The organism is Bacillus xiamenensis (genome assembly GCF_001857925.1).
Classification (GTDB): Bacteria; Bacillota; Bacilli; order Bacillales; family Bacillaceae; genus Bacillus; species Bacillus xiamenensis.
In genome coordinates this window covers 1,864,362-1,889,295 of the sequence record NZ_CP017786.1, presented here as the reverse complement: position 1 = coordinate 1,889,295, position 24,934 = coordinate 1,864,362, and the positions used below count along the sequence as shown (strand labels likewise).

The following is a 24,934-nucleotide window of genomic DNA, read 5'->3' as shown; positions in this document are numbered from 1 at the left end:
CCTTTATTTACCTGTCATTTCGATAACAATCGAATAATTAGATTGTACACAATTGTTTCTCCCCTGTCCATTTTTCACCCGGATCAGAAAAAACATGGATTGAACCAATCCATGTCCAGATTGTTGACAAAGGGCTAAAATGATCTTTATTTTAGCCCTTTGTCTTCTTTTCAGCGTGACCTGAAAACCTTTGCAGTCTAGGAAGGACGAGTACCGGAGCGGAGCGAATTTGACATTCGTGAGCACCGGCACGCAGGACTGACAAAGAATGCAAGGGTTTGTCTACACGCTGAACATGGATTGAATCAATCCATGTCTTCTACAGGTTAGTAAGATGCTTTCTCTGATAATACAAGTGATTTTAGTTCTGCTGCTGCTTTTTTGGGATCAGTGCTTTGGCTGATGGCACTAATGATGCTGATGCCATCTGCGCCTGCTTGGATGACTGGTGCCGCATTTTCATAAGTGATGCCGCCGATACCCACAATGGGAATATGAAGGCCATGACGACGTACTTCGTTGATTAAAGAAACACCTTGAACACTTCGTGTATCCTTTTTCGTTTCTGTAGGATAAACCGGGCCCATCCCGACATAATCTGCTCCGTCCTTCACCGCTTGTCGCACTTCATCTAAGTTGTGCGTGGACACGCCTAATATTTTATCCCCAATCCTTTCCCTTACGTCTTGCGCGCGTGCATCCTCCTGTCCAACATGGACTCCATCTGCATCAAGGTCTATCGCAAGCTGTACATCATCATTCACAATAAAGGGGACATTCGCTTCTTGGCAAAGTGCCTGAATTTGCTGGGCCAAATATTTCTTCTCTTCACCTTGCAGAGCTCCTTCACCTTTTTCACGAAATTGAAACATGGTGATGCCGCCTTGAATGGCTTCTTTCACGACATCAAGCGGATGTCTGCTTGTATTCGCTGTTCCCATAATAAAATAAACCGATAATTGCTGTTTGATTTGCTGTTGATCAGCCTTCGTCATGCAAAACTCCCCCTATTTTCCCAAGCGTCATCACATCATTGCCATTTGTATTTGATAATGCGTTTAATAGTTCCATTTGAAAGGTCCCCGGCCCTTTCTCTTTTGTCTCCTGAACAGCCTTTTCAGCAGCGACACCATAAAACAGCAGAGCTGCTGCTGAGGCATGAATTGGACGTTCACCTGTTGCACAAAATGCCCCTATGACAGATGTAAGTAAACAGCCAGTCCCTGTCACCTTGGTCAGCCATTCATGTCCATTATGAATGGACAGAACCTCATCTCCATCTGATACGACATCGACTTTTCCTGTGATCACCACAACAGTCTCCAGTGCTTTTGCCGCTTGCTTTGCTAAAGACGATACATTTCCACTTGCCTCTTTTGCATCAACGCCTTTTGACTGCCAGCCATCCACTCCGATTAAATGAGCCACTTCAGCAGCATTTCCTCTGACAACCGTTATGTTCACTTGCTGTAACAGCTGTTTCGCCGCACTCGTCCGAAACGCAGTCGCACCCACACCAACAGGATCTAAAAGGACCGGTACACCTTTTTCATTGGCCGCTTGTCCAGCGATATTCATTGCCTCCACCGTATCCTTGGTCAGTGTGCCGATATTCAGCACAAGTGCATCAGCTAATTGCGCCATTTCGGCCACTTCCTCTTTTGCATTTGCCATGACTGGAGAAGCACCTAAAGCAAGCAGTCCATTCGCTGTAAAATTCGTCACGACTTGGTTGGTGATATGATGGACGAGTGGATGATCCGCTCGAACCTTCTCCAATAGATGAGACGCGCTGCTTAATTTCATCAGTATCATCCTCCCTTTTACTCTGCATCCCAAACATAGGATTTTGTATGCTTTAACCATTCTCTTGCTGCAAAGGACAAGTAGCGGTCCTTTCGCCAAATGACACCCAAATGCCATGGAATAGACGGATTTAAGGAAATAACCCTCACCTTTTCAGGATCTAGATCACGGCAGATCCGTTCAGGCAAAAGCCCGATCCCAAGGTTCTCAGCTACCATTTCACTTATGAAATCCCATTGTGACGTTTCATAAATGACGTTTGGTCTGAACCCCGCATTCATACATTCATTCAAGATTCGGCTGTGCAGAACGAAATCCTCTCTAAAGAAAATAAAAGACTCTTCCTTTAAGTCGGCTAAATGCACCTCATCACGTCCTGCCATCGGATGCGATGGATGCGTCACAAGCTTCATATTTTCTTTAATAATGGTGTATGTATGAAAAATTTTATCATTTGCAGGCAGAACAATCACACCAATATCTAACGACCCATCCTCGACCCCTTCCTCTACTTTAATGGAGCCGTGCTCCACCAATTGAAAGGTGACATCTGGATAATGCTGGCGGAATTCTCCCATGACATTTGGGAAAAAACTTGATCCAATCATAGGCGGCAGTCCTATTCGGATATGTCCTTTTTTCACATGCATGACATCATTTAATTCACTTGTTAAATTCTGAAATGATTGTGTGATTTCACTCGCCTGTGTATACATGGTTTGTCCAGCATCTGTCATTTCAACCTGCCTGCCATTACGGTAAAACAACTGCACCCCCAGTTCATCCTCTAGGTTTTTGACCATCTTGGAAATGGTCGGCTGCGACACATAAAGGGATTGTGATGCTTTCGTAAAACTCTTTAACCTTGCCACTTCTAAGAAATATGTTAAATGTCTGATGTCCATATGATTCACCCTTTCTATAGACAAAAGGAATAATAACTATTCAATATATGTATTTTACCTATAATGAAACGTGCTGTACACTTTAAAGTAAGCTCACCGATTAGAACGTTGTTTTGTTTTTGTGAAACAGTGAACAATTTATATAGAAAAAGGAGTGAACAGAAAGTGCAATTGCTCAGAACGCCGCTGATGGCTATCCTTCAGATTATGGCTTTATTTGTTTTTGCGAAATTGATGAATGTGCTGGCGGCCTTTTTGCATTTAAGAATTCCGGGCACAATCTTAGGCATTCTTGTCATTTTCTTATTACTTCATTTTAACATCATTCAATTAAAATGGATTGAACTTGGCGCCGTATGGCTGCTTGGAGAACTGCTGCTGTTCTTTATCCCTTCAGCAGTAGGTGTGATTGATTATGGAACATTGCTTTCTCAGTCTGGCACAAGTATTGTCCTTGTTGTTTTACTTAGTACCTTTGTGGTCATGCTCTCGACTGGCATGATGACGCAGATGATTGCGAAAAGAAAGGAGCGAAAAAAGCTATGTTAGTTGGCGGACTATTTTTGATCTTAACGATTCTGATCTATCTCGGCTCAAAAGCGGTTTACAAACGGCATCCGAAAGTCTACGTCTCCCCTTTACTTGTGACCCCTGTCGTCCTTGTGGCCTTGCTGTTAATCGTGAACATTCCTTACGACGCTTACAATCAAGGCGGGAAATGGCTGACAAATATGCTTCAGCCTGCGACTGTGGCATTTGCCATTCCTTTATATAAGTATTTTCACATTCTGAAGAAGCATGCAGTCGAAATCATTCTGAATGTGGCCTGCGGTTCTGTCGTTGCCATTTTATCAACAGCATTTATCGCCAAATGGTTTCATTTGGACACGGGCCTTATTGAGAGCCTCGTCCCAAGGTCCGTCACAACACCTGTTGCAATGAGCGTGTCTGAAATGATTGGCGGCATGCCGTCCGTTACGGCTGTATTCGTCATTTTAACAGCCCTATTTGGCTCGATCATTGGCCCATTGGTCATCCGTTATTTCCGCATTGATAATGACATTGCAATGGGCGTCCTGCTTGGTACAGGAGCTCACGGTGCAGGAACATCGAAGGCCTTTGAACTGAGCTCCGTCTCAGGCACGATCTCAAGTGTATCCATGATTATTTCAGCCATTATTACATTATGTGCAGCGCCTATCCTCATGTCGTTTGCCTTATAGAAAAAGCCATTTCCCCTTATCGGAAAATGGCTTTTTTCTTTAAGCTTGGATGAAGACAACCTTTAAATAGTTCCCCTCGGGATAATTTTTTGTTGTACGGAAGTCCTCAGGGAGTGTATATTCTTCAAGAATACGATACGTCTTCCCTGATTCTTTAAAGGCCTGTGCAATAAATCCTTTAAACTTTTTCATCCCAAATGCACTGCTATTGGTTGATGCCACAATGACGCCGTTTTCAGCTGTGATCTGGATGGCTTCTTTTAATAGTTTCTTATAATCCTTCGCCGCACTGAATGTGTGTTTCTTCGTTCGTGCAAAGGAAGGCGGATCCAAGATGACTAGATCATAGGTCCAGCCTTTTTTCGCCGCAAACGGAAAGTATTTAAATACGTCCATGACTTTAATATCCTGCTCGTCCACGTCAATTCCATTCACTTCAAACTGCTCGGCTGTCTTTTTCAAACTGCGATTTGCGACATCCACACTTGTCGTACGGCTCGCTCCGCCAAGCGCTGCTGCCACCGAGAAAGCGCCGGTATAAGAAAACGTATTAAGAACGGTCTTTCCTTTTGCATAGCGATCTCGAATTGCTTTTCTTACATGACGCTGATCAAGGAAAATGCCTGTCATTGCACCATCATTTAAGTAAACTGCCACGTTCATCCCGTTTTCTTTCACGATAAGAGGAAAGTCACCTTTCTCTCCCTTCACAAAATCGTCGTCCTCAATATATTGTCCAGATGTATCAAATCGTTTCTTTTCATAAATTCCTTTATAGTCAGGGTACACCTGCTCAAGCGCAGTCAATACCTCTGCTTTAAATGTATAAACACCTTCACTATACCATTGGATGAGATAGAATCCGTCATAATAATCAATCGTGAATCCACCAATTCCATCTCCCTCTCCATTGAACACACGAAAAGCCGTTGTCTGCGCATCACGAAATAAATGCGTTCTACTTTTCGCTGCCTGCTCCAGCTTAGAGACAAAAAAGGCTTGATCTATTGTTTCGTTCGCATCAAAGGAAAGCACCCAGCCAATCCCTTTATTTTGCACACCATAATACCCTTTTCCTAAAAAAGAGCCTCTTTCATCCACCCATTCAATGAGCTCGCCTTCCTGTACACCGTTCACACGTGATACAGCATCTTTTGAAATAAGCGGATATCCCTTTTTCACTTGTTCTGCAAATGTTTGTTTTAATGAGATTTTTTTCATTTGTGTCATCCTTATCCTAAATTGACTCTCTCTATCCTACCATATGAATGTATACGTTACTTCTATTATGATAAGATGAGGAGAAAAATATCAACATGACATAGAGGAGGCTCTTCTTTTGACAACATTACGCTTAGATCATACAGGTATTATGGTTACAGATATTGATCAGTCCATTGATTTTTATGAAAAGGTTGTGGGCATGAAATTAAAGGATCGAATCACACATACAAACGGAGTCATTGAGCTTGCATTTCTTGGATTCAAGGACGAAGCAGAGACAGAAGTTGAGCTCATTCAGGGCTACAGCAGTGATCTGCCATCTGAAGGAAAGGTTCATCATCTCGCCTTCACAACAGACAATATTCACGCTGAATTCAATCGTATTCAAAAGCTGCAAATTGAATTAATTGATGAAGAAATCACAACATTGCCAAATGGATATTGCTACTTCTTTTTCAGAGGACCTGACCAAGAATGGATTGAATTCTTTCAGCGCTAATATTTCCTAGGAAATGCATGTCATATTAGGGGCTTTTCACATTTGTGAACATGCAAATAAGACGGGCATTACCTGTTTATCGGTGCCGTCTTCCTTGCTACCATTGTACTTCTTCATTTATTGAGTGAATTTGTTCATTCTAGTCACTTCATTTTTCAACAAAAGAAAAAGAGTAAGAGCATGTATCCCTGCTCTTACTCTTTTTTTATAACACCTTACTAAGAAATAATTTTGTACGCTCGTGCTGCGGGTTTCCAAAGAGTGCTTCTGGTTTGTCTTCTTCGACGATATATCCACCGTCCATAAAGATCACGCGGTCTCCAACCTCTCTAGCAAAGCCCATTTCATGTGTGACGACAATCATCGTCATCCCTTCGACTGCTAGTTGTTTCATGACAGCTAACACATCCCCAACGACCTCAGGGTCAAGCGCAGATGTCGGCTCATCGAATAATAGCACTTTCGGGTCCATCGCCAAGGCTCTTGCAATGGCGACACGCTGCTTTTGGCCACCGGATAATTGGTTAGGGTAGCTTTTGGCTTTGTCTTTTAAGCCGACTTTTTCAAGCAAGTCTATAGCTTTTTCGACTGCCGCCTTCTTTTCGACACCTTTTACTTTAATTGGTGCGATCGTGATATTTTCTAAAACGGTTTTATGAGGAAATAAATTAAAGTGCTGAAACACCATGCCCACTTCTTGTCGTACTTTATTGATGTTGACCTTTGGGTCTGTAATCGTATGTCCATTGACAACGACCTCTCCAGCCGTAATATCCTCTAATTTATTGAGACATCTTAAAAACGTGCTTTTTCCTGACCCAGAAGGACCAATGACACACACGACTTCCTTTTCCTCGATGACTGCATTAATATCCTTTAAGACTTCGTTTTCGCCAAAGGATTTCTTTAAATTTTTCACCGTAATCATACTCATTTCACATCAAATCTCCTTTCTGCGTAACTAGCCAGTAGAGAAAGTAAATAAATGATCACGAAATAAATGACACCGACAATGAGCCAGACATTCAAAGGATCAAATGTAGCCGATGCTTGAACTTGTCCCCTCTGCATGATATCGGCGATCCCGATAATGGATAAGAGTGACGTGTCCTTCAAGCTGATGATGGCTTGGTTGGTAATGGCTGGAAGCATGCGACGAAATGCCTGTGGCAGGACGATAAAGCGCATGTTTTGCCCACCTGTAAATCCTAAAGAGCGTGCGGCTTCTGTTTGTCCTTTGTCAATGGACTGAATTCCTGCACGAATAATTTCTGAGAAATAAGCCCCCGCATTAATCGCTACTGTAATAATCCCTGCCGGCACTCGATCAAGCGAGATAAATTCAAGTGTATTTAAACCAAAATAAATGAAAAATAGCTGTACGATAAATGGCGTACCTCGAATCGCATTCACAAAAACAAGTGCAATGAAATTCAAGATTTTAAATGGTGACAAGCGGAATAATGCCACAATTAAACCGATAATAAACCCTAAAATGATGGCAACAACAAAGATATATAAAGTGGTTTGCAAACCATCCATTAAATACGGAAATGCATTAACAATCGTGTCCATGTTTCTCCCTCCCTAATTCACATACGGTTTACACATAAAGAAAGCGCGCTCGTAGCGCGCCTCGCTTTTGTTATGACTTCAAATATTTTTCAATAATTTTGTCATATTCACCGTTTTTCTTTAGGTTCTCTAGGCCTTTATTGATTTTCTTCAATAGGTCTTGGTTTTTCCCCTTCATCACAGAGATACCATATTGGTCTCCATTCAAGCGGTCTCCAACTGTTTTCAATTTTAAATCTTGTTGAGCAATTGCATACGTAATGACAGGATAATCTTCAATCAATGCGTCTGCATTTCCGTTAGATACTTCTTGGAACATAGATGGACTATCATTAAATTGAACAACTTCATACCCATATTTATCAGCGTTATCAGATGCAAATTTCGCTCCTGTTGTCCCATTTTTAACCGCTAGCTTTTTCCCTTTTAAATCATCAATCGATTTGATGCTGCTGTCTTTCTTCACAACAACTGTCAGTCCAGCGTCAAAGTATGGATCTGAGAAATCCACTTTCTTTTTACGCTCATCTGTAATACTCATTCCGCCCATTCCAACATCAAGCTGACCAGCTTGCATTGCTGGGATAATCCCTGAGAAGTCCATTGCTTCAAGCTTCACTTTAAAGCCTTGGTCTTTCGCAATTGCGTTAATTAAATCTACGTCTATTCCTTCATATTTACCGCCCTTTTCAAATTCAAATGGCGGATATGTTGTATCTATCCCAATTTTATATGTACCTTTGCTTTCTCCTGAACCGCTGTCCGATTTTGATCCACAGGCTGCCATGACGAGCACAACAATTAATCCCATGATCAGTAGCATCGATTTCTTCATAAAACACGACCCCCTATTGTCAGTTTGTCTAAATATTCGCAACAACAATCTTACTATAACACGCTAAAGCTACGATGTGTGATATTTTTTATCAATACCAAAGATCTATACAATTCTAGATCGATAGTCTCTTTAAATTTTACTTTTTTGCGAATAACTCATTTTATTCCGAAAGCAGAGTGATTCACAATATTTATGTTATAAAATCTCACAAAAAAAATAAGGATTACCCTTTAGAACCGACGTTTCTTTCTAATCTATGAAAAAATACTCTTCCACCGCCTTCCTCCCTCTATTAATATCGTGATATATTTTCTCCAACATCCTCTTTTTACCTAAAAAAATGCAAGCGTATACAAACGAGCGGTTATTCCCTTTATTTTTCACAAATGGTTGAATTTACATCAAAAAACATGTTTTACAAATTGCGAGAGACCGCTTAAAATATAAGAAGATACATTCAAATGAACGGGAATCGGAATACATGAATAGGTGAAGAAAGGAGGATGCCAATTGGCAGAAACAGGTGTTTTATCGTCCGTCGATGTAGCAAACATGCTAAATGACTGGTATGTCATGATGAAAAAAAGAGAGATACAAGAAGCCATTCAACTAAAAGAAGACATTCTTCAAGCGTTTGATCAAATGGAAGAGAATCAAGACGTTTTACTTTACTATCAACTTCTAGAATACCGTTTCAAGGATTTAATCGAAGATACAGCTTCGTTAGATCATAGTCTTTTTGTTGATGAACATGCAATCCGGACAGATGATATGCTCAGCTACTATTTTTATTTCTTTAAAGGAATGTATGAAATGCGCAGAGGGAATCAGGATACAGCATTACACCATTTGAAATTGGCCGAGGATAAATTAGATCTCGTACATGATGACATTGAAAAAGCAGAATTCCATTATAAAACAGGGTGCCTATACTATAATATTAGGTCCACACTTCTCTCCATCCACCACTTGAAAATGGCTTCATCTATTTATGACGCAGATCCATGTTATGTGAAAAAATCAATCAGCTGTCAAATGATGCTCGCTTTGAATTATGCTGATCAATCGAAATATGATGAGGCAGAAACTTTATTTGAACAAGTGATTCATTCACTAGAACAGATGAAGGACCCAGATTTACTTGGTCACGCGTATTGCAATGCAGCCTTTATAAAAAGCTTAAGAAATGAATATAGTGAAGCTGTACCGCTCCTAGAAAAAGCTTTATTGATTGAGGCATTCGAAACTTCTTCTCCAGGCGGCTATTTACTGGCCATGTATGCCTACACGAAAGCACTATTTAAGCTGAAAAAGCCTGGTTTGTTCCACTATTATGTACAGCTTTCACTTCAAAAAGCAGAAAATTTAAAACAACGAAACATTTCACTTAAATTATCAATTTTAGAAACACTCATGCTCCAGCCAGACAACATGATTGAGCAGATCATTTCTTATTGTGATCAATTAGAATCCATGAATTTCCTTGTTGATCTTGAGGCCATCTGTCAAGATGTAGCGGCATATTTAACTGAAAATGGTCTTCATCAAGAATCAACTTATTTTTGGAACAAGGCGTTATCAATCAAAACTTGTTAAGAAGATGGAGTGATGTATGATGAAGAAATGGCTTATTTTAAGTTCAATTTTTGCACTCTTGATCACAGGTGTTTTCATTGGTACTTCTACCCAAAAAGGCAGCCAATCTGCCCAATCACAAGATGAGGGTACGATCATTCAAAAGAGAGATCGCGGAACCAACCCTTAATACGACTGAAAAGAGTAGCTGTGATCATAACCAGCTACTCTTTTTTATCTGCTAATCAATTTCTCGTTTGATATTTTGCATTTTTTCATCTAAGTAATGGGCGATATCTGCCGCTTCCTTTAGCTCATCAGTGAGCTGATGAGGGACATCATTTTGCAGTTTATAATAGATTTTATGTTCAAGACTCGCCCAAAAATCCATCGCAATGGTCCGCACCTGAATCTCAACCTTCACATGCTCCACACGATTCGTTAAGTAGACAGGAATTTCAACAATTAAATGCAGACTTCTATAACCATTTGGTTTTGGATCTTGAATGTAATCCTTTACCTCAAGAATCTTTAAATCCTCTCTTTGCCTCAGCACATCAATAATGTTATAGATATCTTGAATAAAAGAGCAGATGATGCGGACACCAGCGATATCATGAATATGCTCCTTGGCACATTGTGTGGTGATGTCGCACCCTTTCCTTGCTAGTTTGTTCACGATGCTTTCAAAGGATTTGATGCGTGATTTTGTATGCTCTATTGGATTGTGTCCATGGATTAAATTATATTCCTGACTAATGATCGAAAACTTTGTATCCATTTCATCTAATGCAAATTTATATACTAATAATTCATTTTTCCAGTCTTCCATGACACTTTTCAAATCTTCTACATGAGTTGCTGACATATTCATTTCTCTTTGTCATCTCCTTTTGGCAAACAGCTGTTACACCGCTTTCCGTTTACTAGACGGAGAAAGGACTCGAATGGTTTTAAAAAAATACATCTTAGCCCCGCTGTTTGTAATAAGTCAGCGCTAATGCAAGTGCCAGCACAGATCCTTTTACAATATCCATCGCGTAATAAGGGACAGACATCATCACAAGACCATTTTGCAAAATACCGATGAGCACCGCACCAATAAATGTACCAAATGCGTTTGGTTTACCTGCTCCCATGACCGAAAAACCGATAAATGCAGCAGCAACGCCATCCATTAAATAAGGCGTACCAGCATTAATTTCTGCTGTCATGACCCTTGAAGCGAGCACGATACCACCGATTGCAGCAAATAAAGCAGACAGAAGGTATGCTGCGATTTTGTATTTGTTCACATGTATGCCAGATAATCGGGCCGCCTCTTTATTTCCACCGATGATATACATCAATCGCCCGTGCTTTGTGTAGGTCATGAAAACATGCGCAAACAACACGATGGCTGCCATAATCATAATGATATAGGGCACCTGCCCGATTTTGCTGAAAAAGGCAGGGATGGTACCAGTTGAGAACGTGCCATCCGGCATCACCATATTTTCAGAAATGGTTGCCCCTTTCGTATAGGTTTGTGCCAGCCCTTGAATGATAAACATCATGGCTAATGTCATGAGCATATCTGGGATCTTCATTTTGACAATCATCCAGGCATTCAGCAAGCCGACAATAAGGGAAGCCGCTAGCGCAGAAAGGATCGCAATCAGTGGGTTTTGCGAGAACCATACAAACATAGAAATCACAATCGCATTCGATAACGTTGCAACCGATCCTACGGATAAATCAAAGCCATTCACTGCTAATGAGATGGTTAATCCCACCGCAATGATGGTCACAATGGAGATGGATCGTAAAATATTGATGATATTACCTGACTGTAAAAATGCTGGATTCGCTGTCGCAAATACAACAATCAATACGACGATTGTTAAAATGGTGCCATATTGATAAAAGAAATCAAACAGGTGAAATGTTGGCCGCTGTTTTTTGATTTGCTGAACAGGGGCTGAAATTTGTCGCTCACTCATGATTGTCCTCCTGTTGAATGATATAAAAGCTCTTCTTCTGTCGTTGGTGCAGTCATTTCCCGGGCAATGCTGCCATCGTATAGGACGTATACTCGATCTGCGATCCCTGCGATTTCCGACAGTTCACTTGAGGCATAAATAACGGATTTTCCACGGGCAGCAAGCTCTGCAATAAGAGTGAAAATGTCTTTTTTCGCTCCAACGTCTACGCCTTTGGTTGGTTCATCAAAGAGGTACACATCCGCCTCAGCCAGTAGCCATTTTCCAATTGCAATCTTTTGCTGATTGCCGCCAGATAGATGCTTCACCTTCGCTTCCAGAGAAGGTGTTTTGACACCTAGCCGTTTGACGATTTCACTTGCTGCCTGCCTTTCCTTAGAACGATGTAAGAAGCTGAACATCCTTGCAAACGAACGGAGGCTTGCAGCTGTTAAGTTCCATCCCACGGTCTCTTCTGTGAGAATCCCTTCTTTTCTCCGCTCTTCCGGCACAAGGGCAATTCCAGCTCTCACGGCCTGATGAGGCGATTGGATGTGAATGGTTTGACCATGAAGTGCCACAGTGCCTGTCTTTTTTTCTGAAGCACCGAACAGGGCTTTGCACAGTTCCGTTTTACCAGCGCCGACTAGTCCTGCGATCCCGAGGATTTCCCCTTTTTTCACATGGAGGTGAATGTTGTTCAATTTATGCTGGTCATGCAACTCTTTCACGTCAAGCACAATCGGTGCATCCTTCAAAGGTGTACGGGGCGGGAATTGCTCCTCTAATGGTGCACCTAACATTTCTTCAATGACCTGCTTTGGATCGGTCTCTTTGACAAGGTGTACCGCCACATCGGTTCCATTCCTCATCACAGTCAATTCATCGCAAATGTTGAAAATTTCTGGCATGCGGTGCGAGATAAAAATGATGCCCGTGCCTTTCTGTTTCAATTGCTGAATCATTGAGAATAATTTGCTTGTTTCCGCATGACTGAGTGGAGCCGTTGGTTCATCTAAAATTAAAATGCTGCATTTGATAGAAACAGCTTTGGCAATGAGCACCATCTGTTTTTCTGCCAGTGTCAGGTCACTCACAAGACGCTTCGTGGAGATGTCAATGTCCATCTCTTTTAATAGTTGAGCTGCCTTGCGATGAAGCTCTTTCCAGCGGACAAATGGTTTTTTCTCAATCTCATGTATCATCATATTTTCACCAACACTTAAATAGGGAACGAGGGCTGTATCCACTTCTTGATGGACTGTCTGCACACCATATGAGGCCGCATCCTTCGGTGTTTGAATCGCTGCCGCCTCGCCATTGATGTGGATGGTTCCTTCAAAATGCGAATGAGCACCAGAGAGAACCTTCATTAACGTGGACTTCCCAGCACCGTTCGCCCCAATAAGGGCATGGACCGTTCCTCTTTTTAATGTGAAATTCACTTGATCCAGCGCTTTGACCCCTGGAAATTCAATCGAAATGTTCTTCATACAAACAAGTGGCGATGTCATAGGTGTCCTCCTTCTCTACTGATCGTCATTTGAAAAACGAAACACCCTCTATTGAAAGAGAGTGCACGCGGGTTATTTTGCATAATGCTTCTTCAAGGTCTTCATCCAATCTTCTTCAAAGGCAGTCGATGAACCGAACCCTTTTACTTCCTCTGCAAGATTGACCATATTGATGGCCTTTCCTGCTTGTTGAAGTTGCTTTTGTGAAATGAGGGAGGCCTCAAGGTCATAGGAAGATGGCGTTTTCTCGCCAGCTATTTTCTTCGCAAGAATCCTCACGTCGACTGCCCCGATGAGCTTCGGATCGACCGCTGCTGTGTACTTCCACGGACTGTTTTCCGAAGTCATTTCTTGCAGATCGGCATTAGACACATCAATACCGTAAATTTTCACTTCTGTTCTTCCTGCTTCCTTTAAAGCTCTTGCCGCACCGATGGCAAATGCATCCCATGTGGCAAAAATCGCATCAAGCTTGCCCTTTGGATACTTATTCAGCATCGCCGCTACTGCATTTTGTGTTTGAACAGACGTATCAGAGGAAGCAACGCCAAATCGGTCAAGCTCCTTGATCCCTGTATGTTGTTTGAGCGTTTCTTGGTACACCTTGTTTCGTCTCACCATCGGCGGGAACCCGTCTACCCAAAGGTACGCAATGTTTGCTTTTCCTTTAAAATCAGCCACGAGCGCGTCTAATGATTTTTTCGCTAATTGTTCATCATCTTGAGATGTCACGGTGACTCCTTTGATGTCCTTTAGCTTCGGGTTCGAATCAAACGCCACAACTGGGATGCCTTTCGCTGTGATCTTCTTCACATCAGCGACTGTCGCCTCATCATCCCCATGCGAGATGATAAAGCCATCATAGTTTTCTTCTAGTGCCTGAGAAATGGCATCATGGAACTTTGCTGTATCACCATTTGCCGTGTAGACGTCCACTGTAAAGCCCAGCGCTTCACCTTCTGCCTTTGTCCCTGCTAAAAATTGAGCCGTATGATCGTCCCCGCCAATTTTGCGGATGACTTTAATTTTTGCTCCCTGCCCCTTTGCAAAGCGCTTCGGTACATTGTCAAAGGATACCTTTTCGTTTGCATTGGCTTTTGAGCCTGCGCTCGATCCCGTACCGCAGCCAGATAATAGAACTGTCAGGATCGTCAATAATACAAGGGATGATGTCCAATATTTACGTTTCATTGTTGTTCCTCCTTCAATTATTTTAGTTTTCACATCAGAAAACTAGGGTAAAAAGTGGGAAAATGCCTGTCAACCAATCATTTGTTTCTTCAAAAGAAACAAAAAAGCCTCTCTTGTAAAGAGAGGCTTGATCACCGTTGCATGAAACATGTATCGGGAAGTCTTCCTCTCTTATCTGTCAAAGCTGTAACAGCTTTGCAGGAATTAGCACCAATTTCTTGAATAATAGAAACGGTTGCCGGGCGTCATAGGGCCAGTCCCTCTGCCTCTCTTGATAAGAGATGTGTTATGAAGTTTGTTTTAGTTGAAATGTCTTCTTAACTTTAATGTGATGTTCCATCATTGTCAATCATTTTTTGAATATTTTAAATTTGATATCGTGATCAAAAAGAAATCGAATGATAAAAAAACCTGATAGTCAATGACTATCAGGAGCAAGATTTGCGTGTTTTTAGGTTGTTTTGGAACTGTCATGAATAAGAAATGAAATGTGCCGAAATGTTTGATTATGAGCAGACTTTCCCTGTATTTGCATTGATTTTCACTGTTTGCTCTTTTTGAGACTGATCAACGACTTTGATGACATACATTGTTATATTGCCTTCTTTCTTTAATTGCATATCTTTGACTACGCCTGTGCAATTTTTTAAGGCAATCTCTTTAGCATGTTGTTTTGTAATTCCCTCTGCTTTTGCAGACACTTTTTGTTTCATTACTTGACCCTTTTCACAATTGATATGATACGTGTAAGCTTTTCCATCCTCACCCAATACTTTTATCACATAAACATATTCATCTGTATCCTTTTTTAATTGTACCGATTGAATAGCACCTTTTGTTTTAGAAAGTGCAATCGTTTCTGCTTTTGATTTCGAAATACTGATCGTTTGACTGCCAGTTTGGTGTGAGATTACCTTTCCATTTTGACAGTTGATTTTTTCAACATGTTGTTTACCATCGTCACCTAGTAGCTTAATGACGTAAACATAGGTCTGATCCTCTTTTTGCATTTCTAATGACTGAATGACACCTGAGCAATTTTTCAAAGCAATCTTTTGAGCGGTTTGCTTGTTAATTGCTTTTTCTTTTTTTGCTGTTTCGTGCTTGATGATTTTTCCTGTATGACAATTGACTTTCAGCGTATGCTGTTTACCATCTTCTCCAAGAACTTTAACCACATAGACTGTTACTGACTTTTCAGTTTTTACAGTAGTCGATTGAATGACACCTGAACAATTTTTCAAAGCCACTTTTTTCGCAGTGGCTTCTGTTACAGCCGTTTGTTCTTGCTTGGTCGTTTGTTGGACAACGTCACCCTCCTTATGCAATACAGCAGCATGTGCCGATGTTAATGAGCTAATTGAAATAATTGTTCCTAAAGCAGCTCCTGATAATACTTTAAATGGTCCTTTCATAATGAAATGCCTCCTCAAATTTACTGTTGAGCTTCTCCCAACACTAGCGATTCTACACCCTCAACCTGAAAAGGACTTTAAGGCCACCTGAAAATAAGCTGAAAACTGATAAATATCTTATTTTGGTTGTGACATTCTTTGATATAAAGGGATATTTTTGCTCATTTGAAGCATGGAAAAAATAGCATATCTTTCATTCAACTCATTTTCAGCTGTTTTTCAGGATACTTTCAGCTAAACACAAAATAATAACGGTATGAGCTTTTTGGAAGGAGTCATGATCATGAAGTATCAGCATATTAAATTACTTGTAGTCGATGACGAACCAGCCATTGTCGACTTTTTAACATTGGGGCTCGAAAACGAAGGTTTTCAAGTTAAAACTGCCACTGATGGTCTATCCGCTTTAAACATAGTCAAAACGTATCAACCACACATATGCATTTTGGATGTGATGATGCCAGGTATGGATGGCTATGAAGTATGTAAATTGATGAAGAAGGTTTGTCAAATCTCAATTATTATGCTTACTGCAAAAGATGAAGTCGAATACCGAATCAAAGGTTTGTGTGGCGGAGCAGATGATTATATGATGAAGCCATTTAGCTTTGATGAGCTTCTTGCAAGAATTCAAGCGAGACTGCGCAATCAATTTCCTTACTTATTAAGTGATTTATCTATTGGCCCTTTTCAAGTTGATGACAGAAGAAAGGAAATTCGCTTCAACCAAAAGGTATTAAAGCTCTCTGCCACGGAGTATGAGCTGTTAAAGTTATTCATTGTCAATCATGGTATTGTATTGAGCAAATCAACCATTTTAGAAAAGGTTTGGGGCTATGATTTTAATGGGGAGGACAATATTGTCGAAGTTTATATCCGTGCTTTACGAGATAAAATTGGTGACAAGGAACACAAAATGATACGTACGCTTAGGAGTACAGGCTATAGATTGGATATTCAATGAGCATGCGAATTCGGTCATTACGTATTCAGCTATTGTTAGGTTCTTTTCTCATTCTTTTCTTCCTACTTGTTGCCATTGGTTATTTTCAGTTTATCTTTATGAAGCAGTTTTTATATGAAAACAAAGCTCTCAGCCTACAAAGTCATATTTTGTCCGTCCCTGGGGAAACTTGGCTTGAACATAGCGAACCCTCTGCATTAGAAAAATCAAACATCCCAAATGTTTTCTTTCCAGGAGTGAGTGTCGCCTTTGTCTCTACTCATGAAAAAGTAACCGTTTTGTCCAAAGATCCTCATGCAGGGTCTGTCCCAACATTAAAAAAGGAAACATACCGTCACTTTCTTCAACCGAAAAAAAGACTTAATTTTAAACTGTTAAATGAACATTCAGGACAAGAAATTCTTGTCGTTGTTGAACCCATCCGTATAGATGGAAAAGTAGTCGGTGCAATTCAAATGAGCTCCTTTACAGTGGGTCTCACAGATATTCTTTATAAGCAGATGAAAAACTATGCCCTCATATCATTTATGGCTTTGTTCATCGGATTTACTATCCTTTATTTTGTATTGTCTATCGCACTGAAACCCTTATTTTCAGTCATTCGCTTGATGAAACAAATTGATGCAAATAATTTACACCAGCAACTCCCTTCATTTCCTAGGCAATATGAGATTCATGTTCTTTCCGTTTCATTAAATGCTATGCTGAAACGAATTGAAGAAGCATTTGACGCGGAACGGAGAGCAAAAGAACGAATGAGACATTTCATTTCTGATGCTTCTCATGAACTCAGAACACCACTAACATCCATTCGGGGGTTTTTAGAAGTGCTATTACGGGGAGCTGCCACCACACCAAAACAATTGGACTTGTCTTTAAGAAATATGCATACTGAATTAACCCGTATTCAGCGTCTTGTGGAAGATTTATTAACACTTGCTAAACTAGATAAAGCGCCTACTCTCCAAAAAGAACCTGTCTATTTAGATCAATTATTACAAGAGATGAAACATCAGCTTGACCTTTTGGCAGGGGGCGGACATGTGATGTATCATGTTGAGAGTGGCGTATTCACCTGCGTGGATATTGATAAGATCAAACAAGTCATTCTCAATTTGTTTATGAATGCCGTTCAGCATACCAATCATACCAACAGAATCATTCAAATGAAGTTATACCAAAATGAAACACATATTGTGTTATCTGTTCAAGATAACGGAAGTGGTATTGATAAAGAAAAAATCCCTTTTGTTTTTAATCGCTTTTACCGAGAAGAAAACTCCCGTTCTAGAAGGTTTGGTGGGGCAGGGTTAGGTTTATCTATTTCCAAATCCATCCTCTCATTACATGGTGGTGATCTGACTGTCCAAAGTGTCAAAGGGGAAGGAAGTATATTTTCAATGCTCCTGCCCTTACAATCCGAATGCAATAAAACCCCAAAATCTTAATGATTTTGGGGTTTTATTTCCATTTTTCGGAATATTTTTGTAGCAGGTGATGATGCCTTAAGACGGAAATCATATTTTTTCTCATTCACATATTGTGGATTGAGGTGTGCTGATCCTTTATCTTGACCGCTTTTGGAGCGATACGTTTTGTAGCCTTCCATCCATTTTCCTCGCCATACCCACTGTGATGCTTTCGCACCTTTACGGTCATCATACACGTTCTTCTGGAATGTATTCTTCTGGTTCACTTTATAAAGGTTCACGACTAAGTAATGCGAAGCACTAGCTGTCATGATATTATTCGTGATTCGATTGTTCACGGATCGATATTGCATCAGCAATTGACCGCCTTCTAAACCGGCTGTGTCATTTTTGTACAGAATGTTATGGGAGATCGTCGTGTTTGTGGTTCCGCCCCGCTTCTTGTCATAACCGCCAATTGAGATGCCTGTATAACGGTTCAAATACACTTGATTGTGCTCAATGCGAATGCGATCGGCCGTTTTCCCTTTATGCTCACTTGTGACTTCAATTCCAAGGTCATTGTGATGGGTGATGTTATGGTCGATCACGATATCTTTTCCGCCATCAACATAAATTCCCCCAGCGGAGATGTCCTTGCCATAGGCTGGGTTCCCAACACTCGTGATGTCATAGACTTTGTTTCTAGATACGACACCGTTTCTAACTTGATCATACTTTTTAGAAGGTGCGACATTCTCAAAACCAATCAAATCAATACCGATATTGTCAGTATGCCTAACCGTATTATGTGTCACGCGGAATGTTTTGACGTTCCCATTTAGCACAAGCGCTTCACTAAAACCCAGCTTCAATTTTTCAACAATATTTCCTTTGATTTCAATGTCTTCAATCGCCGCAGGTGCTTTTGTTCCATAGACAGCAATACCGTGTGCATTCCCATTTTTGTGTGTTGTCTGAATGTCGTACACACGGTTGTTGAGCAGCTTGACTCCTTTGCCGCTGCCTGTGATCAACATACCGACCGGTGTCACATCTTCTTTATTCGTTTTGATATGTCCGACCGTTACGCCTTTGAGGGTGATGTAGCTTTTTTGATCAATGTTGACAAGACCCCCGTCAGCTTGATTTCCTTTGAAAGACCGCCCGCTAATAACAGGCTTTTCTGTTCCATAGGCTTGAAAGACAACAGGTGCTTTTTTTGTTCCTGAATGGCGGACAATCAATTTCTCTTTGTATGTACCGCCTCTTATGTAAATCGTTACCCCTGCTTTAGCCATACTTGCCGCTTTTTTCAGCGTACGGAAAGGTTTTGACTTCGTTCCCGAATTTTTGTCGTTTCCGTTTACTGCCACGTAATACGTTGTTCCTTGCTTCGCACCAGCCTTCTCTGTCATTGCTTGACAACCAAAGCTGATCACGATCATGAATACAATCAGTAGGATACCTGGTATGATTCGTTTCATCTCGTTGTTTGCTCCCTTCCATTCTCTTCTTACTTTATCGGCTAAAAAAAAGAGGGTTAAAATATGGCGCTGCCCCTTGCAATGTACTAGTCAAAAGGTGTATGGTTGAAAGAATATCTTACAGAAAAACCACACGCTTTAAAATTGTCAGATTAATCAGTTAATAACGAAATTGGCTTTTATTTCTTTTTTTGAAAAGAGGTGACACCCGTAAGACAGACGGCAGAGAGGAGGAAAGCGCTTAACAGATTTTTCTTGTTTGAATTCCAGAAAACCTATTGCTAATATTTTGTGAAGGTATAGAATAGAATCATAATTATTTCATATTATTAGAATTTTCAAATAATCAAACAGCAAGGAGATTTACGATGCCAAAACAACCCATCCGCATTGAACTTAGTTCAACAAAAAAACCAAAACCTCAATCTGATCAACTTGAATTCGGAAAAATCTTCACAGACCACATGTTTGTGATGGATTATTCAATTGATAAAGGCTGGTATGATCCAAGAATTATTCCTTATCAGGCGATTCCCATGGACCCAGCTTCTATGGTCTACCATTATGGCCAATCGGTTTTTGAAGGCTTAAAGGCTTATGTTTCTGAGGATCAAAAGATTCTCTTATTCCGTCCAGAAAAAAATATGGAACGCTTAAACAGATCGAATGACCGCCTGTGTATCCCGCAAATTGATACAGAAACGGTTTTAGAGGGCTTAAATGAACTCATTCGCATTGACAAGGATTGGGTACCTGATGCAGAGGGCACTTCTTTGTATATTCGTCCATTCATTATTTCCACTGAGCCCTATTTAGGTGTTGCACCATCAAGCACATATAAACTGATCATTATCTTATCTCCAGTAGGCTCTTACTATAAAGAAGGCATCCATCCGGTCAAAATTGCGGTTGAAAACGAGTTTGTTCGTGCCGTTAAGGGCGGAACAGGAAATGCCAAAACAGCTGGAAACTATGCATCCAGCCTGAAGGCACAGCAAGTTGCTGAAACGAAAGGATTTTCACAAGTTCTTTGGCTTGATGGCATCGAGAAAAAGTACATTGAAGAAGTCGGGAGTATGAATATCTTCTTTAAAATCAATGGAGAAATCGTGACGCCTGAATTGAATGGCAGCATTTTGGAAGGCATCACACGTAACTCTGTGCTTGAACTTCTAAAGCATTGGGAGATCCCAGTGACAGAACGAAAAATTTCAATTGATGAGATCATTGAAGCCCATCAATCAGGTGAGCTTGAAGAAATCTTTGGAACAGGAACGGCGGCTGTGATTTCTCCTGTCGGTGAATTAATTTATCATGATCAGTCATACGTCATTCAAAATGGTCAAACGGGTGAAGTATCGAAGAAGTTGTACAATGCGATTACTGGCATCCAAAAAGGCACGCAGCCAGACATCTTCGGCTGGACCGTAGAAGTCGACTCGGTCGTCAAGCAAGCATAAGCAAGCGAAAGAACCTTTCATTTCACGAAGGGTTCTTTTTTTGTTTATGTTTACCTTCCTTATCGCTTATAATGGTCATTATACACTTATTCCCAAAAAGGAGTGATGGTATGTTTTTGACTTATCTACTAGCTATATTTGGGATTTTCATTGGGTCATGCATAGTGGCTACAGGATTCGAGGATTCGCCGTTTCTCACTCGATTTACATTTAAGTTTCTCGGGATTTCTACCATTGCCCTTTCTGTTACTTTTGTGAAATATCGACGAAAGAGACGACATAGTCAAAAGACAAAATAAGACTCAACTTCACGCTCGATCGAATTAAATCGTGCACCAAAACAAAATTGATACACAGACAATCATCCCAGCATACATCCACTTTACCCCTTTGATCTCCCGCTTTCTTTCAATCAACAAAAAGATTTCCGGCAAAAAGATGATGATGATTTCAAGGATAAAGACAAGATTGTAAGCAAGCGGCATTGGCTGAAAATCAAACTCTCTCGCGTCTCCTCCAATTGTCGCAAAATACATCAACAAGTTGGTCACAGGGATTGTCAGACAAACCAACAAACGCAGTACATACATCCATACATATGATTGATACCGAATGAGACCGATAATCGAAGCGATCACTCCATACAAAAACAGCGCCACCGTGCCAAAGCTCATCATCGGGTGGACGACAAACCCGTAAAGCATGAAGCCGATTGCCATCATATTCTTCTTCCACCTCTTTCTTTTCAGCAGTACGTGCTGTTTTCTGTAGAACCCTTCCTATCATACACTTCTTTCTCATGTTTCCATATGGTCAAATCATCAAAAACGACCCCATAAAGGGGCCATTTCGTTTTATGCATTCACTGATTTGAAGAATTGCGGTAAATATTCACGGTGCGCTTCTAGCATTTCATCTAAAATTTGCTTTGCGATTTCGTCAGAAGGAACGAGTGGATTGATCGTCATGGCGACTAGCGCCGTCTCATAATCACCCGTCACAGCCGCTTCAGCTGCCACACGCTCGAATGATTTGATTTGTTGAACAAGTCCTCTTACAGCCACAGGGAGATCACCTGTCGCTATTGGTTTTGGTCCGTCCTTTGTAATGATACAGTTCACTTCAACCGCTGATTCAGCCGGAATACTGGCAATTGCTCCTCTGTTTACTGTATTCACTGGTTGTATGTCATGCTTATCATTATAAATCGAGCTGATTAAATTACATGCCGCATCGCTGTAATATGCCCCGCCTCTTTTTTCTAGCTGCGGCGGTTTAATTGATAAATCAGGGTCTTTGTATAACTCAAACAATTCCTGCTCGACTTGCTGCACAACCTCTGCTCTTGTTCCTTTTTCTTGTGCCGCTTTTTGCTCTTCTTCCAGCATATCTTTCGTTTTATAGTAATAACGATGATACGGACATGGAATGACCCCTAAACCTTTGACAAAAGAAGGCTCCCAGTTTTTCGCTTCAATGTTCCTCATCGACCACTGGCTATTTGGATTTCCTAATTCATCGAGCACCTGATCCATAATGCTGACCCCATCTAAATACACATCTAATCCATAGACCATATGATTGAGACCTGCGAACTGCACCTCGATGCGTTCAACATCGACATCAAGTGCTTTTGCAATCCCCATTTTGATTCCAATCGGCACATTACAGAGACCGACCACTTTTTTCAAATTCGTGTAGCGTAAAACAGCTTCTGTGACCATACCTGCTGGATTTGTAAAGTTCACAAGCCAAGCATCTGGACAAAGCTCTTCCATATCTTTCACGATCTCTAGAATGACTGGAATGGTGCGAAGACCTTTCAATAAACCGCCTGGCCCGTTCGTTTCCTGTCCAATGACGCCATATTTAAGCGGGATTCTTTCATCCTTCGCTCTAGCTTCAAGCAGTCCTACACGAAATTGTGTTGTGACAAAGTCAGCATCTTTCAGGGCTGCCCGGCGGTCAAGGGTGAGGTGCACGTCAATCGGCAAACCGGCTTTTTCGACCATACGTTTTGCAAGAGCACCTACGATGTTCAGCTTTTCCTGCCCTGCTTCAATATCCACAAGCCATAATTCCTTGATAGGCAATTCATGATACCGTTTGATAAAACCTTCCACCAGCTCAGGCGTATAGCTCGATCCACCGCCTATTGTGACAATTTTGATTCCGTCTTTCATGAATTGACCCCTCCAAATTGCTTCATTTTTTCATGGATCTCAATGATTTCCGCTGCAAGCTCCTTGACGGTCATTGCGTTCATGAGATGATCCTGTGCATGAATCATTAAGAGACTGATGTCAGTCTTTTCACCTCTGATTTCTCCTTGGATCAGTTCTGTCTGTGCGTGATGCGCCTCATTTAACGCGTCTTGTGCTTCCTGCAATTTTTGCTTCGCCTCATCAAAGTTTCCTTGTTTTGCAAATGTAATGGCCTCCATGGCTGAGCTTCTGCCATTTCCACCGTGCAAGATGAGTTGAAACACAATTTGTTCCATTTCCATCGGCCGCATCCCCCTAGTTCCCTTTATTACATGCTGGCGACATTTTCATCCGCTGATGCTTTTGTTTCCAGCTCATTTTCTTCTTTCAATTTCTGCTTATCCCACATTCTAAAGAATGGGTAGTATAGAACAAATGATAATGCAAGGTTGATCAGCTGCATGACAGCGCCAGAGATTTTCCCGCCTGTTGCGAGATAGCCTGAAATGATTGGCGGCATAGTCCATGGAACAGCGATTCCTGCCGGTTTTGCCACAAGTCCTGTGCTCATTCCGATATATGTGGTGACAATCATCAAGATTGGCGTGAGGATAAACGGAATGAGAAGCATTGGGTTCATCACAATTGGCATTCCAAAAATGATCGGTTCGTTGATGTTAAAAATGGCTGGCCCAATGGCAAGACGTCCTAGCTGTTTCATTTGTTTACTTCTCGCACGCAAGATCATCGTCAACACCAAAGCAAGCGTCGCGCCGCTTCCGCCGACGTTGATGAAGATTTCAAAGAACTGCGCTGTGAAAATATTCGGCAGCACTTCTCCTGCTTGGAATGCAAGACGGTTTTCATCCATCGCCCCGAGCCAAATCGGTCCCATGACGCCTCCGACAATCGTGGCTCCGTGAATACCACATGCCCAGAGGAGCATTTGTACACCCATGGCAACGATACTTCCACCTAAGCTTCCGCCAAGAATGGAGAGCGGTGTGCCAATTAAGACCGTGATGATATTATGAATACTCTCAAAAGGTGTCATCTCGATCAAAAGTCTAGCGACCCAGATCAGCGTGATGACCACAAAACCTGGAATAAGTGCGATAAACGATTTACTGACTGCTGGCGGTACACCATCAGGCATTTTAATGACGATATTTCGCTGTACAATAAAACGGTAAATTTCGGTTGAAAGCATGGCAATAATCATGGCGACGAATAACCCTTTACTGCCCATGAGTGAGACAGGAATGCCGCCATTCACTAGAATGGCTTCTGTTGAGCCTTCAGGTGTGAACGGTACTTGATATGGTGTGGCTAAAAGGAAAGCCGCAACAGCGATCGCACCAGATGACAGTGCATCAACCGCATACTTTTCCGCAAGCCTGTACGCAATCCCAAAGGTTGCAACAAGTGCCATAATGTCAAAGGTTGCATTCACTGGATAAGATAGTTTCGTGGCCCACTCGTCTCCAAAGATACTTGCCATAAAATCGCTGTATCCCGGAATTGGAAGGTTGGCTAAAATAAGAAACAGTGAACCGACAATAATGAGAGGCATTGTTAAAACAATTCCGTCACGCAATGCTTGTAAATGTCTTTGAGCGGCAATCTTTCCTGCAAACGGCATAACCTTCTCTTCTAGAAATCGGTTGAATCCATTCATCCCTTC

Annotated in this window: 25 protein-coding genes and 1 riboswitch; of the genes, 8 read left to right on the top strand and 17 right to left on the bottom strand. The window is 41.3% G+C overall.

The window, feature by feature from the left end; translation table 11 throughout:
• Window positions 1-326: 326 nt before the first annotated feature.
• Genes thiE through cidR form a run of 3 tightly spaced genes read right to left on the bottom strand, consistent with a single transcriptional unit; the run spans window position 327 to window position 2,711 of the window.
• Entirely contained in the window at window positions 327-995 is a 669-nt protein-coding gene (gene thiE, locus BK049_RS09525; RefSeq protein ID WP_008355414.1) for a thiamine phosphate synthase, read from the bottom strand.
• Window positions 982-1,806, bottom strand: a complete 825-nt coding sequence (gene thiM, locus BK049_RS09520) for a hydroxyethylthiazole kinase (protein WP_008355416.1) — start codon at window positions 1,804-1,806, stop codon at window positions 982-984. The genes thiE and thiM overlap by 14 nt, the downstream gene beginning before the upstream one ends.
• A 17-nt stretch (window positions 1,807-1,823) precedes the next feature.
• Window positions 1,824-2,711, bottom strand: coding sequence for a cidABC operon transcriptional activator CidR (gene cidR, locus BK049_RS09515; protein WP_008355418.1), 888 nt, complete (start codon window positions 2,709-2,711; stop codon window positions 1,824-1,826).
• A 189-nt stretch (window positions 2,712-2,900) separates the two neighbouring features.
• Here cidR and BK049_RS09510 point away from each other — a divergent pair, with 189 nt between their 5' ends.
• Together BK049_RS09510 and BK049_RS09505 are read left to right on the top strand one after the other, a co-directional pair.
• A complete protein-coding gene (locus BK049_RS09510; protein WP_034738272.1) occupies window positions 2,901-3,260 on the top strand; it encodes a CidA/LrgA family holin-like protein in 360 nt (119 codons plus the stop codon).
• Window positions 3,254-3,934: a CidB/LrgB family autolysis modulator gene (locus tag BK049_RS09505; protein ID WP_071168384.1), complete on the top strand. Its 681-nt coding sequence runs from the start codon at window positions 3,254-3,256 to the stop codon at window positions 3,932-3,934. Before BK049_RS09510 ends, BK049_RS09505 begins: the two co-directional genes overlap by 7 nt.
• A gap of 39 nt (window positions 3,935-3,973) precedes the next feature.
• On the opposite strand, the gene BK049_RS09500 is transcribed toward BK049_RS09505, so the two are convergent.
• A complete protein-coding gene (locus tag BK049_RS09500; protein WP_071168383.1) occupies window positions 3,974-5,155 on the bottom strand; it encodes a class I SAM-dependent rRNA methyltransferase in 1,182 nt (393 codons plus the stop codon).
• 118 nt (window positions 5,156-5,273) lie between these two features.
• Between BK049_RS09500 and BK049_RS09495 the strand changes: the two genes are divergently transcribed.
• Window positions 5,274-5,657, top strand: a complete 384-nt coding sequence (locus tag BK049_RS09495; protein ID WP_008355427.1) for a glyoxalase GlxA — start codon at window positions 5,274-5,276, stop codon at window positions 5,655-5,657.
• 205 nt (window positions 5,658-5,862) lie between these two features.
• Here the strand turns inward: BK049_RS09495 and BK049_RS09490 are convergent, their stop codons facing one another.
• From BK049_RS09490 to BK049_RS09480, 3 genes are all read right to left on the bottom strand, one after another.
• Window positions 5,863-6,591 (bottom strand): amino acid ABC transporter ATP-binding protein, encoded by a 729-nt coding sequence (locus tag BK049_RS09490; RefSeq protein ID WP_034738252.1) that lies wholly within the window; start codon window positions 6,589-6,591, stop codon window positions 5,863-5,865.
• Window positions 6,588-7,232 (bottom strand): amino acid ABC transporter permease, encoded by a 645-nt coding sequence (locus BK049_RS09485; protein ID WP_008355431.1) that lies wholly within the window; start codon window positions 7,230-7,232, stop codon window positions 6,588-6,590. Before BK049_RS09485 ends, BK049_RS09490 begins: the two co-directional genes overlap by 4 nt.
• Window positions 7,233-7,302: 70 nt before the next feature.
• Entirely contained in the window at window positions 7,303-8,067 is a 765-nt protein-coding gene (locus BK049_RS09480) for a transporter substrate-binding domain-containing protein (RefSeq protein WP_008355433.1), read from the bottom strand.
• Between the two features lie 513 nt (window positions 8,068-8,580).
• Here BK049_RS09480 and BK049_RS09475 point away from each other — a divergent pair.
• A complete protein-coding gene (locus BK049_RS09475) occupies window positions 8,581-9,666 on the top strand; it encodes a Rap family tetratricopeptide repeat protein (RefSeq protein WP_071168382.1) in 1,086 nt (361 codons plus the stop codon).
• Window positions 9,667-9,685: 19 nt separating this feature from the next.
• Window positions 9,686-9,835 carry a hypothetical protein gene (locus tag BK049_RS19505; RefSeq protein WP_167358859.1) on the top strand — a complete coding sequence of 50 codons (150 nt, stop codon included), beginning with the start codon at window positions 9,686-9,688 and terminating at the stop codon, window positions 9,833-9,835.
• Window positions 9,836-9,886: 51 nt separating this feature from the next.
• Here the strand turns inward: BK049_RS19505 and ywaC are convergent, their stop codons facing one another.
• From ywaC to BK049_RS09450, 5 genes are all read right to left on the bottom strand, one after another.
• Entirely contained in the window at window positions 9,887-10,519 is a 633-nt protein-coding gene (gene ywaC / locus BK049_RS09470) for a GTP pyrophosphokinase YwaC (protein WP_008355437.1), read from the bottom strand.
• A 94-nt stretch (window positions 10,520-10,613) separates the two neighbouring features.
• Window positions 10,614-11,627 carry an ABC transporter permease gene (locus BK049_RS09465; protein WP_008355439.1) on the bottom strand — a complete coding sequence of 338 codons (1,014 nt, stop codon included), beginning with the start codon at window positions 11,625-11,627 and terminating at the stop codon, window positions 10,614-10,616.
• Complete coding sequence (locus BK049_RS09460) at window positions 11,624-13,120, bottom strand: sugar ABC transporter ATP-binding protein (protein ID WP_008355441.1); 1,497 nt, start codon at window positions 13,118-13,120, stop codon at window positions 11,624-11,626. Before BK049_RS09460 ends, BK049_RS09465 begins: the two co-directional genes overlap by 4 nt.
• 72 nt (window positions 13,121-13,192) lie before the next feature.
• On the bottom strand, window positions 13,193-14,311 hold the full coding sequence (locus BK049_RS09455) for a sugar ABC transporter substrate-binding protein (RefSeq protein ID WP_008355443.1): 1,119 nt from the start codon (window positions 14,309-14,311) through the stop codon (window positions 13,193-13,195).
• A gap of 168 nt (window positions 14,312-14,479) precedes the next feature.
• Window positions 14,480-14,592: riboswitch (SAM riboswitch) on the bottom strand.
• A 225-nt stretch (window positions 14,593-14,817) separates the two neighbouring features.
• Window positions 14,818-15,726 (bottom strand): PepSY domain-containing protein, encoded by a 909-nt coding sequence (locus tag BK049_RS09450; RefSeq protein WP_071168381.1) that lies wholly within the window; start codon window positions 15,724-15,726, stop codon window positions 14,818-14,820.
• A gap of 283 nt (window positions 15,727-16,009) precedes the next feature.
• Between BK049_RS09450 and BK049_RS09445 the strand changes: the two genes are divergently transcribed.
• On the top strand, window positions 16,010-16,690 hold the full coding sequence (locus tag BK049_RS09445; RefSeq protein ID WP_008355447.1) for a response regulator transcription factor: 681 nt from the start codon (window positions 16,010-16,012) through the stop codon (window positions 16,688-16,690).
• Between the two features lie 2 nt (window positions 16,691-16,692).
• Window positions 16,693-18,138 carry a sensor histidine kinase gene (locus BK049_RS09440; protein ID WP_244887336.1) on the top strand — a complete coding sequence of 482 codons (1,446 nt, stop codon included), beginning with the start codon at window positions 16,693-16,695 and terminating at the stop codon, window positions 18,136-18,138.
• Here BK049_RS09440 and BK049_RS09435 read toward each other — a convergent pair.
• On the bottom strand, window positions 18,135-19,586 hold the full coding sequence (locus tag BK049_RS09435; RefSeq protein WP_008355451.1) for a DUF1565 domain-containing protein: 1,452 nt from the start codon (window positions 19,584-19,586) through the stop codon (window positions 18,135-18,137). The genes BK049_RS09440 and BK049_RS09435 overlap by 4 nt on opposite strands.
• A gap of 368 nt (window positions 19,587-19,954) precedes the next feature.
• On the opposite strand from BK049_RS09435, the gene BK049_RS09430 reads away from it, so the two are divergent.
• Window positions 19,955-21,046, top strand: a complete 1,092-nt coding sequence (locus tag BK049_RS09430) for a branched-chain amino acid aminotransferase (protein WP_008355453.1) — start codon at window positions 19,955-19,957, stop codon at window positions 21,044-21,046.
• Between the two features lie 323 nt (window positions 21,047-21,369).
• Here BK049_RS09430 and BK049_RS09425 read toward each other — a convergent pair whose 3' ends face one another.
• The 4 genes from BK049_RS09425 to celB all read right to left on the bottom strand — a co-directional run bounded on the left by BK049_RS09425 (window position 21,370) and on the right by celB (window position 24,928).
• Window positions 21,370-21,768 carry a hypothetical protein gene (locus BK049_RS09425; RefSeq protein ID WP_008355455.1) on the bottom strand — a complete coding sequence of 133 codons (399 nt, stop codon included), beginning with the start codon at window positions 21,766-21,768 and terminating at the stop codon, window positions 21,370-21,372.
• A gap of 132 nt (window positions 21,769-21,900) precedes the next feature.
• Window positions 21,901-23,229 carry a 6-phospho-beta-glucosidase gene (locus tag BK049_RS09420; RefSeq protein WP_008355457.1) on the bottom strand — a complete coding sequence of 443 codons (1,329 nt, stop codon included), beginning with the start codon at window positions 23,227-23,229 and terminating at the stop codon, window positions 21,901-21,903.
• A complete protein-coding gene (locus tag BK049_RS09415) occupies window positions 23,226-23,552 on the bottom strand; it encodes a PTS lactose/cellobiose transporter subunit IIA (RefSeq protein WP_008355460.1) in 327 nt (108 codons plus the stop codon). Before BK049_RS09415 ends, BK049_RS09420 begins: the two co-directional genes overlap by 4 nt.
• A gap of 26 nt (window positions 23,553-23,578) precedes the next feature.
• Entirely contained in the window at window positions 23,579-24,928 is a 1,350-nt protein-coding gene (celB, locus tag BK049_RS09410) for a PTS cellobiose transporter subunit IIC (protein ID WP_008355463.1), read from the bottom strand.
• Between the last annotated feature and the right edge of the window lie 6 nt (window positions 24,929-24,934).

What these genes read in the sequence shown, in the direction of transcription:
- thiE (WP_008355414.1), bottom strand. Translation starts at nt 995, where the DNA reads ATGACGAAGGCTGATCAACAGCAAATCAAACAGCAATTATCGGTTTAT.
- thiM (WP_008355416.1), bottom strand. Translation starts at nt 1,806, where the DNA reads ATGAAATTAAGCAGCGCGTCTCATCTATTGGAGAAGGTTCGAGCGGAT.
- cidR (WP_008355418.1), bottom strand. Translation starts at nt 2,711, where the DNA reads ATGGACATCAGACATTTAACATATTTCTTAGAAGTGGCAAGGTTAAAG.
- BK049_RS09510 (WP_034738272.1), top strand. Translation starts at nt 2,901, where the DNA reads ATGGCTATCCTTCAGATTATGGCTTTATTTGTTTTTGCGAAATTGATG.
- BK049_RS09505 (WP_071168384.1), top strand. Translation starts at nt 3,254, where the DNA reads ATGTTAGTTGGCGGACTATTTTTGATCTTAACGATTCTGATCTATCTC.
- BK049_RS09500 (WP_071168383.1), bottom strand. Translation starts at nt 5,155, where the DNA reads ATGAAAAAAATCTCATTAAAACAAACATTTGCAGAACAAGTGAAAAAG.
- BK049_RS09490 (WP_034738252.1), bottom strand. Translation starts at nt 6,591, where the DNA reads ATGAGTATGATTACGGTGAAAAATTTAAAGAAATCCTTTGGCGAAAAC.
- BK049_RS09485 (WP_008355431.1), bottom strand. Translation starts at nt 7,232, where the DNA reads ATGGACACGATTGTTAATGCATTTCCGTATTTAATGGATGGTTTGCAA.
- BK049_RS09480 (WP_008355433.1), bottom strand. Translation starts at nt 8,067, where the DNA reads ATGAAGAAATCGATGCTACTGATCATGGGATTAATTGTTGTGCTCGTC.
- BK049_RS19505 (WP_167358859.1), top strand. Translation starts at nt 9,686, where the DNA reads ATGAAGAAATGGCTTATTTTAAGTTCAATTTTTGCACTCTTGATCACA.
- ywaC (WP_008355437.1), bottom strand. Translation starts at nt 10,519, where the DNA reads ATGAATATGTCAGCAACTCATGTAGAAGATTTGAAAAGTGTCATGGAA.
- BK049_RS09465 (WP_008355439.1), bottom strand. Translation starts at nt 11,627, where the DNA reads ATGAGTGAGCGACAAATTTCAGCCCCTGTTCAGCAAATCAAAAAACAG.
- BK049_RS09460 (WP_008355441.1), bottom strand. Translation starts at nt 13,120, where the DNA reads ATGACATCGCCACTTGTTTGTATGAAGAACATTTCGATTGAATTTCCA.
- BK049_RS09455 (WP_008355443.1), bottom strand. Translation starts at nt 14,311, where the DNA reads ATGAAACGTAAATATTGGACATCATCCCTTGTATTATTGACGATCCTG.
- BK049_RS09450 (WP_071168381.1), bottom strand. Translation starts at nt 15,726, where the DNA reads ATGAAAGGACCATTTAAAGTATTATCAGGAGCTGCTTTAGGAACAATT.
- BK049_RS09445 (WP_008355447.1), top strand. Translation starts at nt 16,010, where the DNA reads ATGAAGTATCAGCATATTAAATTACTTGTAGTCGATGACGAACCAGCC.
- BK049_RS09440 (WP_244887336.1), top strand. Translation starts at nt 16,693, where the DNA reads ATGCGAATTCGGTCATTACGTATTCAGCTATTGTTAGGTTCTTTTCTC.
- BK049_RS09435 (WP_008355451.1), bottom strand. Translation starts at nt 19,586, where the DNA reads ATGAAACGAATCATACCAGGTATCCTACTGATTGTATTCATGATCGTG.
- BK049_RS09430 (WP_008355453.1), top strand. Translation starts at nt 19,955, where the DNA reads ATGCCAAAACAACCCATCCGCATTGAACTTAGTTCAACAAAAAAACCA.
- BK049_RS09425 (WP_008355455.1), bottom strand. Translation starts at nt 21,768, where the DNA reads ATGATGGCAATCGGCTTCATGCTTTACGGGTTTGTCGTCCACCCGATG.
- BK049_RS09420 (WP_008355457.1), bottom strand. Translation starts at nt 23,229, where the DNA reads ATGAAAGACGGAATCAAAATTGTCACAATAGGCGGTGGATCGAGCTAT.
- BK049_RS09415 (WP_008355460.1), bottom strand. Translation starts at nt 23,552, where the DNA reads ATGGAAATGGAACAAATTGTGTTTCAACTCATCTTGCACGGTGGAAAT.
- celB (WP_008355463.1), bottom strand. Translation starts at nt 24,928, where the DNA reads ATGAATGGATTCAACCGATTTCTAGAAGAGAAGGTTATGCCGTTTGCA.